Origin of the sequence: Marinomonas posidonica IVIA-Po-181 (assembly GCF_000214215.1) — a bacterium.
Classification (GTDB): Bacteria; Pseudomonadota; Gammaproteobacteria; order Pseudomonadales; family Marinomonadaceae; genus Marinomonas; species Marinomonas posidonica.
The window spans coordinates 2,566,931-2,583,150 of record NC_015559.1 but is presented as its reverse complement, the minus strand read 5'-3'; the positions used below and the strand labels follow the sequence as shown (position 1 = coordinate 2,583,150).

Sequence of the window (16,220 nt, the reverse complement as noted above, 5' to 3'; positions counted from 1 at the left end):
GGTGACGGGAGGTTTGATGAAATTTGCAACAATGAAAAATGATCTTAAGGATGGCAGCCTGCTGCTGGTCTCCAGAGATTTATCAAAAGCCTTTAGTTTGGCTGCAATCGCACCAACCATGCAGCATTTATTAGATCATTGGCAAACGTTAGAGCCCGTTATTCAACCAATGTATGACGCATTGAATGGCGGTGAGCTGGAAGCTTGTTTTGATTTTCACAGTGAGCAAATGATGGCCCCTTTACCTCGCTCTTATCAGTGGTGTGATGGCTCGGCGTTTTTAAATCATGGTGAGCTGCTGCAAAAGGCTTTTTCATTACCGCCACAGGATGATTTTGAGACCATACCTTTAATGTATCAAGGCGCATCTGATTGTTTTTTAGGGGCCAATGATCCGATTGAGTTACCCGATGAACGTCATGGGATTGATTTTGAAGGTGAGTATGCCGTGGTGGTGGATGAGGTGCCAATGGGTTGTACCGCTGAACAGGCTTTGTCACACATTCGACTGGTTATGTTAGTGAATGACGTCAGTCTGCGTGGGTTTATACAAAGAGAAATCAAAGGTGGTTTTGGTTTTCTACAAGCGAAACCTTCTTCCAGCTTTTCACCCGTTGCGGTGACGCCAGATGAACTGGGTGATCAGTGGTGTGATGGTCGTGTTTGCTTGCCATTAAATGTGACATGGAATCAACAATGGTTTGGTGAGGCCAATGGCGATGAAATGAATTTTACATTTGGTGAATTGATTGCGCACACGGCTCTGACTCGAAAACTCACCACAGGGACTATCATTGGCTCAGGGACCGTGTCGAACAAAAATACTGAACGGGGCAGTTCTTGTATTGCTGAAAAAAGAGCGCTTGAAATGATCGCCACAGGGCAGGCTCAAACGGATTTCATGAAGTTTGGTGATCGTATTCACATGGAATCCATTAATGACGCCGGAGAAAGTATCTTTGGGGCCATTGATCAGGTTGTTATATCAGGGGGAAATCAACTTGCAAAATAAACATCAAAGGGTTTCATCTAATCGTCGTATCGTGGATTTGTCCGTTACTCTTAATAATAATCCTTACACAGACCCACCGCCTTTGCTGCCGAAAATTACCTATCAGGATCATCAGCAAGGATTGCCGAGTTTATTGGCTATGTTTCCAGGGCTGACGGCTGAAGATCTTCCAGATCAAGAAGGCTGGGCGGCTGAAGACTTAGTCTTGACCACTCACAGTGGTACTCATATGGACGCGCCGTGGCATTATGCTTCGACTACCGATGGCGGTCGGGCCTCTTGGGGAATCGATGAAATGCCATTGGATTGGTGTTTGCAAAATGGCATAAAACTGGACTTTAGAGACTATCCAGATGGTTTTGTGATTGGTTCGAAGGAAATACAACAGGAGTTGGACCGTATTGGTTATGAAATTCAACCATTAGACATAGTGTTGATTAACACCCGAGCGGGACAATTATACGGTACGCCTGATTACTTGCATTCTGGGGTAGGGATAGGGCGTGAGGGCACTTTATTCTTATTGGAAAAGGGAGTGCGTATTGTGGGGACGGATGCGTGGAGTTGGGATGCGCCTTTTAGTCACACTGCAAAACGTTTTGCTGATGAAAAAAATCCGGCCATTGTCTGGGAAGGGCATAAAGCAGGGCGTGATATTGCTTATGGTCAAATGGAGAAATTGTCTAACTTAGAGTCATTGCCTCCTTATGGTTTTACCGTATCGTGCTTTCCCTACAAGATCGAAAAAGCCTCAGCTGGGTTTGTCAGAGCCGTGGCCATTTTTGAAGATTGAGTGAAACCATAAAATATTGTTATTCATTTGCAAAATAATTTTTGTTATATATTCTTACTGTTTAAAATAACAACAATATGGTCGGTAAACGGCCACAAGGAGATATAATGGAACCCATGTCCTGTTCTAAAACAGCGCTGGCAACTCTGCTATCCACTGCGTTAATTAGTGGTTGCTCTCATTCGCCTTCATCCTCTCAGGCGTCATTGTCGCCTGCTATCCCTGAGGCATTAACTCAGCAATGTGAGGCTTTTGCCAATCAGTTGAGTTATCAAAATACCCATATTTTGTCTGTTGAATCGGTACCTGAAGGTGCGATGAAAGTAGCCGATAAAGCCATTGGCGAGCATTGCTTGGTGAAAGGTGAAATGAATCGACGCGTCAGTTCCGTCGATGGTAAAGAATACGCCATTGGCTTTGAAATTCGCTTACCGAAATCTTGGAATGGCCGTTTGTTGTATCAAGCAAATGGTGGTTTAGATGGTTCAGTGAAGCCTGCCGAAGGTGGCTTTGCGGGTGGCCCAATCACCAACGCTTTATATCAAGGTTTTGCCGTAATTAGTTCCGATGCAGGCCATGATCGTCCGCTGCCAACGTTTGGTTATGACCCGCAAGCGCGTTTAGATTATGGTTATCAAGCGGTTGGTACGTTAACGCCTATGGTCAAATCTGTGGTATCGCAAGTATACGGTAAGGCGCCAGATCGTAGCTATTTTGCTGGCTGCTCAAATGGCGGTCGTCATGCCATGGTGGCGGCAACTCGTTATGCAGACCAATACGATGGCTTCTTAGTGGGGGCACCCGGTTATCGCTTACCTTTAGCTGCGACAGCTAACATTGCTGGTGCGCAAGTGTATTTATCCGTGCCAGGTACAACAAAAGCGGATTTGAGTGCCGCCTTTACCCTGCAAGAGCGTCAGCTTGTGTCCAATGCCATCATTAAGCAATGTGATGGTTTAGATGGCCTGAAAGATGGTTTGGTTCAGGACTACAATGCCTGTCAGGCGACATTTGACCTTGAAAAGCACGTGGCCAGTTGTACCGATGGACGTGATGGAAGCTGTTTAACGCCGGATCAAAAAAATGCTGTGCAGACCATTTTTGATGGTGTTCGTCAATCTAATGGTGAACGAGTTTATGCTTCCTTCCCCTATGACGTTGGGATCAGTAACAAGGGGCAAATGAATTGGGAATACAGCGCGCCAATTAAGCGTGATTCAGGCGCGACGAGCATGATTTTCCAAACTCCGCCAGTGGAACTGGAAGACCTGAGCATTCGTAACTTCAATGGTCCAGATTATGTGTTTAATGCTGACATTGATGAGTTAGTGAAAAAAGTTTATGCCACTGAAGGCATCTACCAAGAAGCCAGTATGAGCTTTATGACACCGCAGAACCCAGAAGACTTGAGTGTGATGCGTGATCGTGGTGGCAAAATTATGGTCTATCATGGGGTATCGGATCCTATTTTCTCGGTACAAGATACGCAAGATTGGTATCAGGCATTAGAGCGAGAAAATCAGGGCGATGCTGGTCAGTTCGCACAATTTTATCCAGTACCTGGCATGGCCCATTGTCGCGGAGGTCAGTCTGTCGATCAGTTTGACATGTTGACGCCTTTGGTTAACTGGGTAGAGAAGGGTGAACAGCCAGAGCAGGTGATAGCCTCTGCACGCGGTGCAAATAATCCAGGTGGTGAAAACCCTGAGTTGCCAACCTCTTGGTCTGGCGATCGTACTCGTCCATTGTGCCCTTTCCCAACCGTTGCGACGTATGATGGCAAAGGCGATCCTGAAAAGGCCTCGAGTTTTGCGTGTGTCGCTCAGTAATCTAAGGCCTGTTTAGCTTTGTAAAAAAGGAAGTCGATATGACTTCCTTTTTTGTTTTTGAATGACCTAGGTGGCTTTTTGTTTGTTGAGAATCTCACGTGTACGATGGCGAAAATGGTGTAAAAAAGCCGACATACGTTTTGGTAAGGTCCCATAAGGGTAAAGCAAATACACAGGGATCAATGGCAGTTGCCACTGAGGTAGTACTCGAATTAAGTCGCCAGGATGGTGTTTTTCTCGCATGGTGACCATGTAATCAGGCAACACCCCAATGCCCGTACCTTTGGCAATTTGTTCCAACTGCATGGCGATTTGATCCGTCCAGATCTGCGATTTTGGGATCTGAATACGTTTAGCGCCATCTTCTGAATGATGTAATTCCAGATCGCCAGCGGGTTGATAAAAGTGGTGAAAGTTCACCCACGGAATCTTCTCCAGTTCATCTATGTCCACTAAATCTTGGTTTTCGGCCACAAATTTTTTAGAAGCATATAAGCCACAAGTGAGATAGCCCACCATCTCTTCTTTGAAGCGTGATGGTTCAGGAGAGCCTAACCATACGCCTACATCAGCTTGTTCTAGCTCGGCGAATTTCGACGTGGTTTTAAGGGAAAAATTAATCTCAGGATGTTCCCCAGCAAAGTGGATAATTTCTTTTGGTAGCCAAGAGCGTGCTAGACCAGAATAGGCGGCAATACTTAGGTCACCTATCACACTATCTTGTAGCGAATCTATGGTCTTTTGCGCCTGCTTTGCAGAATCAATGATTTTACAAGCAAAAGGATGAAAGGCACGACCAGCATCATTGGCAATCATGCGGTTTGCTTGTCTCAGTAGGAGAGGTTGACCTAACTGATTTTCTAAATTGGTAATACGACGACTTAAAGTGGATTTGGAAACGCTTAACTGTTTCGCCGCTTGCGTTAAATTTTCAGTCTCTATCAAGGTGATAAAGCTCTGTAAGTCATTCATATCATACATCTGGGGATACCTAAAAATGTCACTATCATGTAAGTATTGCATATTTCGGAACGCATTGTTCCGAGTCATTCTTGTGTTTTTGTGTGAGAATGTAAATAGTAACCAATCTTATTTATAAAGTTGAGATCTTTATGACATTTCACGGCATTATTTGTTTTCCAAAACGGATTTGCGCTTTCATCTTATGCCTCACATCTGTCGCGTTTGCCAGTGCGGCCTCAGCACAGACGACAACACCTGATGCCTTAGTTCGACAAGGGTTAGAAGCGGGTAAAAACTACCCAGGTTTGGCCAATATTTGTGCCATTGATCAACCACTTAGGGTGGCTGGCTCAAGAAAGTCTAAGGGAAAAAAGCGCAGCTTAACAGACGAAGAAAGAGCGCGACGCGCTAAACGGTCGTATGTTGCTCCTCAAGCCGTATTTGATAACTTGTATTTTGTCGGCAACCGATCTGTTGCTAGTTGGGTGATTAAAACGTCAGATGGTCTGATTTTATTGGATGCAATGAACAGTAATCGCCAAGCTGAGGAGGTGATTACGGCAGGGATTAAATCACTGGGTATGGATCCGCACGATATTCGCTATTTGATCATTGCTCATGCCCATGGGGATCATTACGGTGGTCAAGAATACATCGTAAATGAATTTAAACCGCGAGTCGTGATGAGTGATGCGGATTGGACGGAGCTGGAAAAGCCAGAGCCTGAAATTTTTAATCCCAAATGGGGGCTGGCTCCAACCCGTGACATCAGTATTGAAGACGGCCATGTGATTGAATTGGGAGACACGAAAGTCGAGCTTTATGTGACCCCTGGCCATACCTTAGGAACCATCTCACTTATTTTTCCTGTAAAAGACGGTCAGCAAACTCATATGGCGGCCCTTTGGGGAGGCACAGGATTAAATTTTGGGCCTAACATTGAACGCCTGAAAATGTATTCTGATTCTGCTGCGCGCTTTAAACAGTTAGGCGATGCAAAAGCGGTTGATGTCTTCTTATCCAATCATCCCACCCGTGATAACAGCATAGAGCGCATGGCAAAATTGGCAGAGCGTGGGGCGAATGCTCCCCATCCATTTGTTGATGATCATGCCACGGATGCGTTTGCATTATTGCGAGATTGCAGTTTGGCGCGCGTGGTAAAAATTGCCAATTATCAAGAGCGTGTTAAGCAGAATTCGAACGAATCATAGTTTCTTTTATGAGACAGCAACAAAACGCATAAATCATCATAGGCGTAAGTCGAATACAGTTTTTAGTAAGGGAAGGGCGATAGTTTGAGAGGATCTAACTTTATCTGTTAAATGATAAAGGTTATTATTCTTATCCGCTCCCCGTTTTATTGATCAATGGAAGTTAGAGGTATATATGTCCTTGTTACGTGGATTAGGTCGTTCAGCAAGTTTGGCGATTGGTATGTTGTGCGCTTTACCTGTGTTAGCCGATGACATTACGGTGGCAACAAAATACGGTGATGTGAAAGTAAGCGATCAAATACAGCGTATCGTAACGGTCCATGAAGGGGCTTTGGATGCAGCATTTGCATTAGGATTTGAACCAGTGGGCGCCATTTCGACTCGTGGTGGTGATGGTGTCGCCAGCTACATCCAAGACATCGCAAAGAAGGTTGATATTGTTGGAACCTCGAGAGAAACCAATCTGGAAGCTGTGATTGCCCAGCGTCCAGATATCATCCTTGCCTCGTATCGTTTGCCCGCTGAACAATATGCGCTACTGTCTAAAATTGCGCCTACTATCGTCCCAGAAGGAAAGGGGATTCGCCCTGATGGTTGGATCCGTGAAATGCGAGTGTATGCAAAAGCCCTTAACCGTGAGCAAAAAGCAGAAGAGATTATTGCTCAAGTGAGTGATCGAGCTGCAGACATAAAGCACGTTTTAGAGGCTAAGATACCAGCAGACAAACGAGGAACCTCTTTGATCCGTTGGATGCCACAAGGGGCGTTGGTGTTAACCACTCAATTTTTCTCAAATGGCTTATTGGCTCAGGCCGGTTTTGATGTGACAGACGCTGACTTGATTAAGCGTGGCCGTCCACATTCCAGTCCATTGAGTTTGGAAAACTTGTCAAAAATCGATAATGACTGGATCTTTATGGCTACGTTGGATGAAGAAGGGCAGCAAGCCTTGGCTGCTGCACAGCAGTCACCCGCCTTTGCGCGTCTTGATGTGGTAAAACGAGATCAGGTTGTTCCAGTAGACGGTCAATTGTGGACTAGCGCATCTGGCCCCATTGCGGCGAATGCGATTCTTGATGACATTCAAAACCTGTTGGATACCAAGGTTCAATACCCATAATGAGATTTTGGTTTCAATCCCCGCCGGCTCAGCGGTCTATTAAGAGCACCTTGATACCAGTAGTGTTACTACTGGTATTTTGCTGTCTGGCGAGCCTGTTTTATGGTGCTGGTGACGTAGGGCCCAGTGAGGTTGTGGCTGTGTTAATGGGCGCAGGATCCGACGACGCTCGTTTCGTGGTGACAGAATTACGCTTGCCGCGCACCTTGATTGGTATTTTCGCAGGCCTAAGTCTTGGTGTGGCGGGCGCTCTTATGCAATCGGTCGCTCGAAACCCTCTGGCTGAGCCTGGTTTGCTTGGCGTCAGTTCGGGCAGTGCCTTTGCCGTCGCAATTGCTTTAGCCCTAGGTGCCAGTACGGCGACCTTATCAGTTGGTCTTGCACAGTTAGGTGCTTTGATCGGTTGTTTTTGTGTGATTGGTGTGGCGCAAATGCAAGGCCAACGCAACGATCCCATTCGTTTGGTATTAGCTGGTGCGGCATTATCCAGTTTGCTGATTGCCATGACGTCTTTATTGTTACTCTATAACGAGCGCGCGGCCGATGAAATCCGTTTCTGGGTTACCGGCAGTATTGCAGGGCGTAATGTGGATCAGCTTTTGTCTTTATTACCCTCTTTTGTCATTGCGATCGCATGCGTTGTCTACGTGGCCAGACCACTGGCTTCTTTGGCTTTAGGAGAGCGGGTGGCGATTGGTTTAGGTTATAAGCCCGGTCGAATTCGTCTGCTTGTGGTGTTTGCTGTAGCCTTACTTGTTGGTGCGGCGACGGCCATCGCTGGACCTGTGATGTTTGTTGGTTTAGTGGTGCCATTTGCGGCTCGGGCGTTAGTCGGCCCAGACATCCGCCGAACCTTATGCTTGTGTTTGCCAATTGGGCCCTTGGTAATTTTAAGTGCGGATGTATTTTCACGATTGGTGGCTCAGCCTGCTGAAATGCCACTGGGTGTATTAACGGCTATGGTGGGGGCGCCTGTTTTATTGGCCATTGTTAGGGCGCATAGGTTACCGACATTATGATGAACAGCGTTACTTCTTCTACTGGGTCGACTCAGGCTCAAGTGCCTGAAGGTTACATGAAAATTGCTTTGGGGCAATTTGCTTGTTTAATCGATCGTCGTGCTATTCGTCGCAACCTCTTGTTATTGGGCTTGGTGATGGTTGCCAGTATTGCCTCTTTGGCCATTGGCACAGTGGCTTTGTCACCATGGCAAGTCATTCAGGCGTTATTTGGTCAAGGGGACGCCTTGAGCCAATTTGTTGTACAAGACTTGCGTTTGCAGCGCTTGTTGGCTGGCATTTACACCGGAGCCGCCTTTAGTCTGGCAGGTTGTTTGATGCAAACCTTGGCCCGTAATCGCTTAGCCACTCCTGGTATTATTGGCATTGATAATGCCGCCATGGCATTTGCTGTTTCTTCTGTGGTTAGTACCGCCATTTCCATTGCGCCTTCGGCAATGGCCTTGGCGGGTGCCGCCACTGCAACCGCGTTGGCCTTTGGTTTGGCGGGCAGCAGTGGCACTCGTGGTTATCGTTTTATCGTGGCTGGGATTGGTATTGGTGCCATTGCTGGAGCAATGACACAGTTGATGCTAAGTCAAGTGGACATTGACACAGCGAATGCGGCTTACCCTTGGACGGTCGGCAGTTTGAGTGCGCGTCCTGAACTGATGGTGAATATCTTAGGTGGTGGACTGCTGTTGTGTTTGGTGGCGTGCTTGCTGTTAACCCACTTATTTTCCTTGTTGCCGTTTTCGGATGCCGTAATTACGGGCCTGGGTTCCAGTACTAAATGGCTGCGTCTGTCGTCTTTAAGTTTGTCGATTATTTTAACCGGTTTAGCGGTTGCGGTGGCTGGGCCTGTGGGCTTAGTGGCGTTAATTGGCCCCGAAATGGCACGTGTGTTTGCACGCTATCGCGGTATTCCATTGATCGGATCCGCCTTGGCGGGTGCCTTTATTATGGTGGCCGCTGATCTGATCGGACGAACCATATTATCGCCCATCGAATTGCCAGTTGGCATTGTGACCTCGGTCGTCGGTGGCCCGTATCTGATTTGGATTTTGATACGCCAGCGTTCTAAGTCGACTATATAAATGATAAGGCCTTTTGATAAGGCCATTTTAAAAGGATAAGTGTTTCGTGAGTCAGTCTGATACCGTTTCTTTAGTTGCTGAAGCGTTAACCTTGAAGCATGGTAAAACCACGATAATTGAAGAGTTGGACATTTGTTTACCCAGTAGCAAAGTAACCGCTATTGTTGGACCAAATGGCTGTGGTAAATCGACTTTATTGAATGGTTTATCCCGTATCCATGTGCCAAGTGGTGGTGCTGTGTTACTGGATGGCAAAGACATTCACCGTTTGCCTTCGAAAGAAGTGGCGCGACGTTTGGCGTTATTGCCGCAAGATACCATTGCACCGGATGGCATAACGGTAAGTGAATTGATTCGCTTTGGTCGTCATCCGCATCAAAGTGCTCTTAAGCAATGGGCCATGAGCGATCAAGAAGCCATTGATTACGCTCTTAAAGCGGCAGACTTGAGTGATTTGAAAGAGCGTTTGTTGGACACCTTGTCAGGTGGTCAAAGGCAGCGTGCTTGGATCGCCATGTCCATAGCGCAGGAAACCCCTTTATTGCTTTTAGATGAGCCGACCTCGGCTTTGGACTTGGGTCATCAAATTGAAGTGTTTGAATTAATCCGAGAGCTGTCTGAAGAGGGCAAAACCATTGCCATGGTGGTGCATGATTTACCCAGTGCTTGTCGTTATGCTGATCATATTGTGGCGATGAAACAAGGTAAGATCATAACCCAGGGCAGTCCAAAAGAAGTGATGACTAAAGAGTTGGTGATGGAACTGTATGGCGTCGAGTGTGACTTGATACCAGATCCTATGACAGGTAGCCCAATTTTAATTAACATCAAACGGGTTAAAGCTTAAGTCATGCCATAAGCTTATAATAATGCAGCCACTACGGCTGCATTTTCGTATTTAACCTTCTTGCTTTTAGGATTCTTGTGGTTGAAAAGTATTGATAACCTCTCCTAGGCTTTTAATTGCCCATTCGCGTTTTTCACTGCTCTGCTCACTGTAATTTAGACGAAAGCAATTACGGTATTTTCCGGTTGCTGAAAAAAGTGGCCCTGGTGCAAATCCGACGCCATGTTCTCGACATTTTTTCATCAGCTTCATGCTATCTATGTGCTGATTTAACTCAACCCAGAGAATAAAGCTGCCGTCAGGAAAACTCACACGTGTGTCTTTAGGGAAGTAGGTTTTAATTGCTTTTAATAATTGATCTCGTTGCTTTTCATAGTTTTGTCGCATTTGCCGAATGTGTTTTGCATAGCCGCCTAAACGAATGAATTTGGCCACGGCTAATTGTGGCATAACTGGGCACATCGAGCTTGATACGTATTTAATGTGAGTGACTTTATCACGATAACGTCCCGGCGCTATCCAGCCGACTCGCATGCCAGGGGCAATGGATTTAGAAAAAGATGAGCAGAGTAATACTCGGCCATCGGTATCAAATGACTTGATGGTTTTTGGACGAGGGAATTGAAAGGAAATATCACCATAAATATCATCTTCAATAATGGTGATGTCATAGCTTTGGGCTAATCGGTAAAGCTGCTCTTTTTTGTCCTCAGGCATGGTGTAACCTATTGGATTATTGCAGGTTGGTGTGACAAAAATGGCTTTGATTGGCCACTGGTCTAACGCCAACTCTAATGCTTCTAGACTGATTCCTGTGCCTGGGTGAGTGGGTATTTCCATGGCTTTTAGATTGGCGGCTTTAATGGCCTGCATGGAACCATAAAAACTGGGTGACTCAATGGCAATGATGTCGCCGGGTTCCGTTACCGCACGTAAACAAACTGATAGGGCTTCTTGGCACCCAGAGGTGATGACTAGGTCATCTGGGTGAAGTTGACAGCCAGATGCCACCGCCAAACGACATAATTGTGTTCTTAGTTCTTCTGTCCCCCGAATATCAGAATAGCCTAGACCAATCTCAGGGTCCTGTTTGGTTAAATCCTTTAGCAGAGGTTTTAAGGTCGGTGCTTTCATGTCAGGCATGGCATGCTGTAATTGTACCGCATCGGTACGGCTGCGAATCATCAGCATATTGAGCACTTCTTCCCATTGTGATACTTCCAAAGGTCGTTGCGGTGGACGGGAAATGCTTGGTAAGTTGTCCTGCTTTTGAGCGCTAACAAAGTAACCAGACTTAGGTCTGGCTTCAACTAAGAGTTCTTGCTCTAGCTGCCGGTAAGCTTCTTGAACGGTAGAAATACTGACGCCATGCTCTTTCGCCAGTTGTCTGACCGAGGGGAGCTTATCACCTGGTTTATAGAAACCAAGCTCGATGTGCTCTCGTAGCCGAATGGCTAGGTTTTCATACAGAGTCATTTTTTTCTCCCAAACTGTTCAACTGTGTTGCGTTGTGACTATTGTAAGGTGCTTGAATGCAGAAAATAACCATACAGATGTGGGTTAATGTGAGCATACAGAGACTTTTATATCAAACTGTATGATTAAATAAGCGTTTTTTTGAATCTGTATTGAGTATTGCTCCTGCTTTAAAGTATATGAACCTACACAAAGGGGTATTTTTAGGATACACCGTTAACGCAAGGAGATAAGTCATGTTAGTAATCGGTTTTTTAGCTCATTTACAAGCCTGTGTTTTACGTTTTAAAACTCGTAAAGCATTAAAAACAATGACACGAGAGCAGGGTATAGACATTGGCGTGACCCCAGAAGAGCAGCGTTTGGAAGCGAATAAAGCCAGTGTTAAAGGCTTTTTGCAGGACCTGTTTCAGCATCAAATGGATTAGGGTAAGCAGATGGATACGTCATATTTTGTAGCTTTGGCCATGTTTGCTTTTATTACTTCGGTAACGCCTGGGCCAAATAACATCATGTTATTGGCTTCTGGCGCTCAATTTGGCTTTCATCGCACTATTCCACATATGCTGGGTATTATCATTGGTATGTTCAGTTTGTTGCTGGCGACCTTGTTGGGATTAGGGGCCGCGTTCAGTGTGTATCCCCCTTTATATTCAGTTTTACAATGGATGGGGGGCTTATATTTGCTGTGGTTGGCTTGGAAGATTGCCAGTGCGCCTGTTGGCCAGCTTGAAGCAGGCAAGCATGTGGCTAAACCAATGAGTTGGTGGCAGGCCGCTTTGTTTCAATACGTCAATCCAAAGGCTTGGATGATGTCCTTAGGCTGTGTCAGTAGCTTTGCGATTGCTGGCGATAAGTATTTGGCATCGGGAATGTCGATTCTATTGGCGTTTGCTTGTTTGGGCTTCATTGCCATTTCTATATGGGCTTGGGCAGGTATGAAGATACGTATCTGGTTGACGGATCCCAGACGTCAGCGCGGCTTTAATTACATTATGGGACTGGCAACCGTGTTGACACTGTTTATGATTATTGGATAAGTGAACTAAGGAGATAAGGTGACGGATTCAAGTCAAATAAAGGTGGCTAATAAGGTAGACACAAGTTGGAGTCTCTACATCATTAAGACCCGCTTAAATACCTTATATACTGGGATAAGCACTGATGTAGACAGACGCTTCAAAGAACATTCTGGTGATGGCAAAAAAGCGGCACGGTATCTGCGAGGGAAAGGGCCATTAGAATTAGTCTGGCAGCATGCGGTTGGCTCAAAAAGTGAAGCCTTGATGATTGAAAGTCGAATTAAAAAACTTAATCGGCGTCAAAAACAAGGTTTAATAGAAGGTCAATTGGACCCCATATCCTTGTTGAAATGAGTTAGCTTTTTAGGCTTGTTTTTCTTGCTTATCCCTCGTAGCATGGCTTGGCCCCAACGGATTTGTACAGGAGATTGAGCGCGGATGATTAGTCATATTGACCATATAGTATTAACCGTTTCAGACATTGAAAACGCCGTCGCCTTTTATGAAAAAGTACTTGAAATGGAAGCGATAACCTTCGCTGAAGGTCGACGAGCCGTGCGTTTTGGTGAGCAAAAAATCAATTTTCAGCTATTGGGCCAAGAGTTGCGAAATCATGCTATGGAAGGCTCGGGCGACATATGTTTGATCACCCATTGGTCACTTGAAAAGCTAGTCGCCCATCTTCAAGCCTGTGAGGTCACCATCATCGAAGGCCCAGTGGCAAAGTCTGGTGCTACAGGCCCCATTCAATCGGTTTATTTTAATGATCCTGATAATAATTTGATTGAAGTCAGTGTGTTGGAAACCGAAACCACACTAGATCCTCGAATTGAAGAACAGTGAGCCCCCGAATCAATAAAGAAGCAATAGGGAAATCAATAGAAAAAGCGCCTCCTACCTCGAAGGCGACTTGTGCTTTTGAAACTGTTCAGTCACCTGAGTAAGAACCGTTTGATAAGATGCTTCCTCAAAATAACCAAAGCCTGGCAGTTGACGAGCTTTGATCTTAGTGAACATAGGTTGACTTAGTCCAGTTAAAAAGCGTGTTATCAAGGTCGCTGTGACAAGGGTATTGGGGGCTTTCTTTTGCACGGCCTGACAAAACGCCGCTATGTACTCATCAAGTTGTGTCAGAGAAGACGCTAGAGATGGATGCTGTGGAGGGAAGCGTAATGCATTTTGTCGACAAACCGAACAGTGTCCACAGTGCTCAGGGGCCTGTTGATCGCCAAAATAACGTGCTAGGTTGTGATTCAGGCAACGGTCTAATTCGAAGAAGCGAATCATGGTCGCAATACGCTCTATTTCGGATGTCTCTTTCTGCTTTACGTATTCGTCCAATTGCTCAAGCAAAAGTGTGTTTTGCAACCTATCAAGATTCACCTGATAGACCTCGGTGAGGCTTTTGCTGTCTATGATGAGCGCTTGTTGCTGTTCTGCAAACTCAAGCATTTCCAATACTTGTTGACGGTTTAAATTGGCGTTGTGTTGCAGCCAGTCAAAGTCAGGTACGCCCCAAATTTTTTTGAAGTGAATGCCTTCTAACAAGATTGGAAAGCTCATCTGCCAATGGCTTGGCAACTGCTGCATAAACTGGTGAGGATCCGTTTCCCATTTTACTTTAATGTCTGCATAGTAACTGTACTTGGGGGTTATAACTTGCTTGAGTTCTAGCTGGACTAACAGAGTTTTCAAAGCCAACGAGCGAATATTGGTGTGATTGGCCAAATGATAAACTTGTGTTTCCCATTCTTGTTGGTCCGTTTCTTGGCGGATAGCTTCAAGCAAACAGGCAATATTATGACGTTCAGGTGTGTCGCCGTAAACGAAATTTTCTAAGGTGTGTAGGCCCTCTAAATTCGCCAACAAAATACATTGGCTGTGATTTTGATCACGACCAGCACGGCCAATTTCTTGACTGTAATTCTCAATGGATTTAGGCAAGTCATAATGGACTACCAAACGTATGTCTGCTTTATCTATCCCCATGCCAAAGGCAATGGTGGCGACAATGATGCGCGTCTGACCAGACATAAAATGCTGTTGTATTTGCGCTCTGTCGTCACTACTCAAGCCAGCATGGTAGGCTTGAGCTTGATGGCCTTGCTGGATCAGAAACTGGGCGACGTCTTCGGCGGTTTTTTGCAAGGTGACGTAAACAATGCTCGCCCCCTGAGTGTGCCTTAAAATCTGATCAAGCTGATTGGCTTTTTGTTCGGCTGGAATGGGTTGTAATTCAATGTCTAAGTTGGATCGGTAAAAGCCTGTTTGAACTATGTGTTGTGGCTGAATTTGAAATTTTTGCGCCATGTCTTTTTGCACTCGACGAGTGGCGGTGGCGGTGAGCAATAACACCAATGGGATCTTTAATTCTTGTTGGTAAAACGGCAGCTTCAGATAATCCGGACGAAAATTGTGCCCCCACTCAGAAATGCAATGTGCTTCGTCTACTACGAGTAGAGAGATGGCGATCTGTTGAATAAAACGGCGGAAATTTTCATTCTTAAAACGTTCCACTGAAATCATTAAAATCTTGATTTGACCTGTTTTTACCCCTGCCATGACGGCTTGGCTTTCTTCACGGCTTTGCGTGGAATCCAAGCTGGCAGCAGCAATGCCTTTGGCTTTTAGAAAGGCTAATTGGTCGTGCATCAGGGCAATCAGCGGTGAAATCACTAGCGTTAGGTGGGGCAGCTGTGTTGCTGTGTATTGGTAACACAAAGACTTACCTGAACCTGTTGGAAAGACGGCAAGAGAAGAGTGTCCCGCTAAAAGTTGTTCGACCACAGGGGCTTGTCCCTGACGAAAGGACTCAAAGCCAAATAGCGACTTAAGGTTGGTATTCCGTGCTGTCATTAGAGAATCTGTCCCCACTCATTTTGGCATTCTTTTAATTCATTCAAGTGGTTAAGCCAGTATTCTTCACTAGCAAACCAGGGGAAGGCTTTGGCAAAGGCTGGATCTGTTTGTCGCTGAAGTAACCAAGCGGCGTAACAAATCACACGGGTGCATTTAAATACGTCGATTAACGCCAATTCTCTCGTGTCAAATGTCTGGTAGCTTTCATAGCCTTCTAGTAATTCACTTAACTGTTGTTTGGCGAGATTAACCTGAGTCAGATGTAACCATAAATCCTGAATGGCCAGACCATTTTGACAGTCATCAAAATCCAGCAGGTGGAATTGCTCGTTGCTGAGGATGAGATTGCTGCGATGGCTATCGCCGTGAATGGGTCGTAATTGAGTTGGCCAATAGCGTTGAATTTGTTGTTCACACAAATCGTACAAGTTTGAAATCTGTTGTTGATAAGGTGCTTTTAGTGCCTTGGGCAGTGCGGTACTGTCAAGAATTCGAGTGGCGGCGGAACGGATTTGTTCTAGGGGAGACACCTGGATACGATGTTGAAAGGTCTCTTTGCCAAGACTCTGATGGAGTTGGCCAATCAGTTCACCGATCTGAAACAGTTGGTCTAGGTTTTCAGCTTCTGGGTGCTGACCGATTAATCTTGGTGACAAACAAAACAATAAACCTTGGTGAGTAAATACACTTTTGCCTTCAACCATATGGGGAGCGACGACAGGCAGTCCATCATGGGCCAGCTTGATTAAGGTGTCGTGTTCTTCTTGAATCTGGGCCTGTGTCCAACGGTTGGGGCGATAGAACTTTGCGATGAGAGGCGAAGCCTCTTCAATACCCACTTGATAGACACGGTTTTCATAACTGTTCAGAGGATAAATTCTGGCGTCTGTCCAAAAGCCTAGTGACTCCACCGCATCGAGGATGACGTCGGGCATGAGATTCGAAAAATCTTGGTTGGATGACATAAAATGGACACACTCTTATTGG

16 protein-coding genes are annotated in these 16,220 nt (G+C 45.6%); 12 read left to right on the top strand and 4 right to left on the bottom strand.

What is annotated here, in order from left to right; translation table 11 throughout:
* The first annotated feature begins 16 nt into the window (after window positions 1–16).
* From MAR181_RS11980 to MAR181_RS11970, 3 genes are all read left to right on the top strand, one after another.
* Complete coding sequence (locus MAR181_RS11980; RefSeq protein ID WP_013796860.1) at window positions 17–1,012, top strand: fumarylacetoacetate hydrolase family protein; 996 nt, start codon at window positions 17–19, stop codon at window positions 1,010–1,012.
* A complete protein-coding gene (locus MAR181_RS11975; RefSeq protein ID WP_013796859.1) occupies window positions 1,002–1,805 on the top strand; it encodes a cyclase family protein in 804 nt (267 codons plus the stop codon). The genes MAR181_RS11980 and MAR181_RS11975 overlap by 11 nt, the downstream gene beginning before the upstream one ends.
* Window positions 1,806–1,912: 107 nt before the next feature.
* Window positions 1,913–3,634 (top strand): tannase/feruloyl esterase family alpha/beta hydrolase, encoded by a 1,722-nt coding sequence (locus MAR181_RS11970; RefSeq protein ID WP_013796858.1) that lies wholly within the window; start codon window positions 1,913–1,915, stop codon window positions 3,632–3,634.
* A 66-nt stretch (window positions 3,635–3,700) separates the two neighbouring features.
* Here the strand turns inward: MAR181_RS11970 and MAR181_RS11965 are convergent, their stop codons facing one another.
* Entirely contained in the window at window positions 3,701–4,615 is a 915-nt protein-coding gene (locus MAR181_RS11965) for a LysR family transcriptional regulator (RefSeq protein WP_013796857.1), read from the bottom strand.
* A 131-nt stretch (window positions 4,616–4,746) separates the two neighbouring features.
* On the opposite strand from MAR181_RS11965, the gene MAR181_RS11960 reads away from it, so the two are divergent.
* The 5 genes from MAR181_RS11960 (at window position 4,747) to MAR181_RS11940 (ending at window position 9,876) form a co-directional block, all read left to right on the top strand.
* Window positions 4,747–5,811 carry an MBL fold metallo-hydrolase gene (locus tag MAR181_RS11960; protein ID WP_013796856.1) on the top strand — a complete coding sequence of 355 codons (1,065 nt, stop codon included), beginning with the start codon at window positions 4,747–4,749 and terminating at the stop codon, window positions 5,809–5,811.
* A gap of 175 nt (window positions 5,812–5,986) precedes the next feature.
* A complete protein-coding gene (locus tag MAR181_RS11955; RefSeq protein WP_013796855.1) occupies window positions 5,987–6,934 on the top strand; it encodes an ABC transporter substrate-binding protein in 948 nt (315 codons plus the stop codon).
* Window positions 6,934–7,953 carry a FecCD family ABC transporter permease gene (locus MAR181_RS11950; RefSeq protein ID WP_013796854.1) on the top strand — a complete coding sequence of 340 codons (1,020 nt, stop codon included), beginning with the start codon at window positions 6,934–6,936 and terminating at the stop codon, window positions 7,951–7,953. Before MAR181_RS11955 ends, MAR181_RS11950 begins: the two co-directional genes overlap by 1 nt.
* On the top strand, window positions 7,950–9,029 hold the full coding sequence (locus tag MAR181_RS11945) for a FecCD family ABC transporter permease (RefSeq protein ID WP_013796853.1): 1,080 nt from the start codon (window positions 7,950–7,952) through the stop codon (window positions 9,027–9,029). Before MAR181_RS11950 ends, MAR181_RS11945 begins: the two co-directional genes overlap by 4 nt.
* A gap of 46 nt (window positions 9,030–9,075) precedes the next feature.
* Window positions 9,076–9,876 carry an ABC transporter ATP-binding protein gene (locus MAR181_RS11940; RefSeq protein ID WP_013796852.1) on the top strand — a complete coding sequence of 267 codons (801 nt, stop codon included), beginning with the start codon at window positions 9,076–9,078 and terminating at the stop codon, window positions 9,874–9,876.
* Window positions 9,877–9,942: 66 nt separating this feature from the next.
* Here MAR181_RS11940 and MAR181_RS11935 read toward each other — a convergent pair whose 3' ends face one another.
* The gene (locus MAR181_RS11935; RefSeq protein ID WP_013796851.1) at window positions 9,943–11,352 is read right to left on the bottom strand and encodes an aminotransferase-like domain-containing protein; all 1,410 of its coding nucleotides are present in this window, start codon (window positions 11,350–11,352) and stop codon (window positions 9,943–9,945) included.
* A gap of 236 nt (window positions 11,353–11,588) precedes the next feature.
* On the opposite strand from MAR181_RS11935, the gene MAR181_RS11930 reads away from it, so the two are divergent.
* From MAR181_RS11930 to MAR181_RS11915, 4 genes are all read left to right on the top strand, one after another.
* Complete coding sequence (locus MAR181_RS11930; RefSeq protein WP_013796850.1) at window positions 11,589–11,780, top strand: hypothetical protein; 192 nt, start codon at window positions 11,589–11,591, stop codon at window positions 11,778–11,780.
* Window positions 11,781–11,789: 9 nt separating this feature from the next.
* Window positions 11,790–12,392, top strand: coding sequence for a LysE family translocator (locus MAR181_RS11925; RefSeq protein ID WP_013796849.1), 603 nt, complete (start codon window positions 11,790–11,792; stop codon window positions 12,390–12,392).
* 18 nt (window positions 12,393–12,410) lie between these two features.
* Window positions 12,411–12,728, top strand: a complete 318-nt coding sequence (locus tag MAR181_RS11920) for a GIY-YIG nuclease family protein (RefSeq protein ID WP_013796848.1) — start codon at window positions 12,411–12,413, stop codon at window positions 12,726–12,728.
* 84 nt (window positions 12,729–12,812) lie between these two features.
* Window positions 12,813–13,217, top strand: a complete 405-nt coding sequence (locus tag MAR181_RS11915; protein ID WP_013796847.1) for a VOC family protein — start codon at window positions 12,813–12,815, stop codon at window positions 13,215–13,217.
* A gap of 51 nt (window positions 13,218–13,268) precedes the next feature.
* Here MAR181_RS11915 and MAR181_RS11910 read toward each other — a convergent pair whose 3' ends face one another.
* Window positions 13,269–15,230 carry a RecQ family ATP-dependent DNA helicase gene (locus tag MAR181_RS11910; RefSeq protein WP_013796846.1) on the bottom strand — a complete coding sequence of 654 codons (1,962 nt, stop codon included), beginning with the start codon at window positions 15,228–15,230 and terminating at the stop codon, window positions 13,269–13,271.
* Window positions 15,230–16,198: a serine/threonine protein kinase gene (locus MAR181_RS11905; protein WP_013796845.1), complete on the bottom strand. Its 969-nt coding sequence runs from the start codon at window positions 16,196–16,198 to the stop codon at window positions 15,230–15,232. Before MAR181_RS11905 ends, MAR181_RS11910 begins: the two co-directional genes overlap by 1 nt.
* Window positions 16,199–16,220 lie beyond the last annotated feature (22 nt).

Coding starts and splice junctions, on each gene's coding strand:
- MAR181_RS11930 (WP_013796850.1), top strand. CDS start 11,589: ATGTTAGTAATCGGTTTTTTAGCTCATTTACAAGCCTGTGTTTTACGT.
- MAR181_RS11955 (WP_013796855.1), top strand. CDS start 5,987: ATGTCCTTGTTACGTGGATTAGGTCGTTCAGCAAGTTTGGCGATTGGT.
- MAR181_RS11915 (WP_013796847.1), top strand. CDS start 12,813: ATGATTAGTCATATTGACCATATAGTATTAACCGTTTCAGACATTGAA.
- MAR181_RS11935 (WP_013796851.1), bottom strand. CDS start 11,352: ATGACTCTGTATGAAAACCTAGCCATTCGGCTACGAGAGCACATCGAG.
- MAR181_RS11965 (WP_013796857.1), bottom strand. CDS start 4,615: ATGTATGATATGAATGACTTACAGAGCTTTATCACCTTGATAGAGACT.
- MAR181_RS11905 (WP_013796845.1), bottom strand. CDS start 16,198: ATGTCATCCAACCAAGATTTTTCGAATCTCATGCCCGACGTCATCCTC.
- MAR181_RS11925 (WP_013796849.1), top strand. CDS start 11,790: ATGGATACGTCATATTTTGTAGCTTTGGCCATGTTTGCTTTTATTACT.
- MAR181_RS11910 (WP_013796846.1), bottom strand. CDS start 15,230: ATGACAGCACGGAATACCAACCTTAAGTCGCTATTTGGCTTTGAGTCC.
- MAR181_RS11950 (WP_013796854.1), top strand. CDS start 6,934: ATGAGATTTTGGTTTCAATCCCCGCCGGCTCAGCGGTCTATTAAGAGC.
- MAR181_RS11980 (WP_013796860.1), top strand. CDS start 17: ATGAAATTTGCAACAATGAAAAATGATCTTAAGGATGGCAGCCTGCTG.
- MAR181_RS11970 (WP_013796858.1), top strand. CDS start 1,913: ATGGAACCCATGTCCTGTTCTAAAACAGCGCTGGCAACTCTGCTATCC.
- MAR181_RS11945 (WP_013796853.1), top strand. CDS start 7,950: ATGATGAACAGCGTTACTTCTTCTACTGGGTCGACTCAGGCTCAAGTG.
- MAR181_RS11960 (WP_013796856.1), top strand. CDS start 4,747: ATGACATTTCACGGCATTATTTGTTTTCCAAAACGGATTTGCGCTTTC.